Below are 1,529 nucleotides of genomic sequence, written 5' to 3'. Positions count from 1 at the left end.
GCTAGCTTCGCCATCGGCCAGCGCGCCGGCGATGTCCAGCCGCGCGGCGACATACAGCGCCCGCGATTGCCAAAAGGCCGAACCGATCTGGATCAGGCGGAACGGCGCCGGTACGAGTTTGTTGGGTAGGTTTTGCAGCCAGAAGCCGAACCTTGCGAGTTTGGCGAAGCGGCGCACCGCGCCGGCGTTCTTTTGCAATGTCATGTCATGCTCCCGGTTGCGCGATGGCCATGCCCGCCGCCAACAGTTTGCCGTTGAGCGCGGCGAGTTCGTCGAGGAAGGCCTCGTCCATATGCCCGCCCATTTGTTCCTCGAAAATATCTTTTAGCAGCATCGGCATCATGGCAAGGCTGACGAAGGCCATACGCGCCACGTCGGGGTTGAGCGCGCAATCGACCTGCCCGCTTGCCTTGAGCTGTTCCAACCGCCGCGCGCCGCCGGTGCGGCCGCGCTCCAGCAATTGCAGGATGAAACGTCGGCCCGGCCCGTGGTTGAGCGCGAGCACTTTGAGAATGAGCTTGGGAAACTCGGGATGCCGGCGCATGGTGTCGTAATACAAGCGCAGGTATTCGGCGAGGCCGCCTACCTCGGACATCATATTGCTGTCGAGTATGTCCAGGATAGGCTTAAGCGTCTCGCGGATCATCTCCTCATATAAACCTTCCTTGTTGCCGAAGTAATAGCGGATCATCGAGATATTGGCGCCCGCTTTGTCGGCGATAGCGCGGGTGGTAACCTTGTGATATTCGTCGGCGAGGAAACATTCCAGCGCCGCCTTGAGCAGCCGCGCGTAAACCGGGTCGCTAATATCGTTCATCGTAAAACTCCTGCAAGCCAAGATGGCGGCAGGTTAGCACCGGCGGTGCCGGGACCCTAGCGTTTTCGCCAATCAAGATGCGGGGTTTGATTGATCGGCAACAGCATCCTTTAGCAATCAGCCTAGCCCGCTCCGATTAGCGATAGCGTATTCGGAGGAATGTTGGCTTTGAAAATGTGCGATTACGCAAGCTAATCGCACCTACATTTTGAATGACAGCTTATTTGCCTTTTCCTGTCACAGCAAATTAAATCATATCTGTCAGCTCTGGGGTCGGTTTAACTCAGCGAGGACCGGTCGCTTTCGGGAATCGGAATTTCATTGCCCGCCTGCGGTGACAAATCTGACGAGAAGACCGTCACCCGCACCAAACCACGGCTTTAAAATCTATCGCCTACCTCTCCCATCACAACTCGTACCCGATGCGGTTGTCCGTCATCTTTCAATTGAATGCCATTCCCGCCCGACTGGCGTTCGCCGTCCAATTCCAGCCCGGCAACGCCACGTGTAGCCCCATTCGGGTTTTCGACCGTGATTTCATAGCAGGTATCGTGGTGTCGATATGTCAGACTGTAACCGGGCCAGGTTACGGGAATGCAGGGTTCAAAAATCAATCGATCGCCACGGACTTGCAACCCTAACACCCATTCCAGCCCGGCGCGGTAAAACCAGCCGGCCGCGCCGGTGTACCAGGTCCAGCCGCCGCGGCGGG

At 57.6% G+C, this 1,529-nt stretch carries 2 protein-coding genes and 1 pseudogene; all 3 read right to left on the bottom strand.

Annotated features, from left to right (window positions below; translation table 11 throughout):
* Window positions 1-204: pseudogene (locus NP596_RS21325) on the bottom strand (methyltransferase); the annotation flags it as partial.
* Between the two features lies 1 nt (window position 205).
* Window positions 206-817, bottom strand: a complete 612-nt coding sequence (locus NP596_RS21320) for a TetR/AcrR family transcriptional regulator (protein ID WP_256617392.1) — start codon at window positions 815-817, stop codon at window positions 206-208.
* Between the two features lie 380 nt (window positions 818-1,197).
* Window positions 1,198-1,529, bottom strand: a 332-nt coding sequence (locus tag NP596_RS21315) for a glycosyl hydrolase family 65 domain-containing protein (protein ID WP_256617391.1), incomplete at its 5' end; no start/stop codon positions are given.

The sequence above is a fragment of the Methylomonas rivi genome (assembly GCF_024505165.1).
GTDB classification, from domain to species: Bacteria; Pseudomonadota; Gammaproteobacteria; order Methylococcales; family Methylomonadaceae; genus Methylomonas; species Methylomonas rivi.
The sequence above is the reverse complement of the archived record's forward strand: the minus strand, read 5'-3'. Positions and strand labels throughout refer to the sequence as shown.

Coding starts and splice junctions, on each gene's coding strand:
- NP596_RS21320 (WP_256617392.1), bottom strand. CDS start 817: ATGAACGATATTAGCGACCCGGTTTACGCGCGGCTGCTCAAGGCGGCG.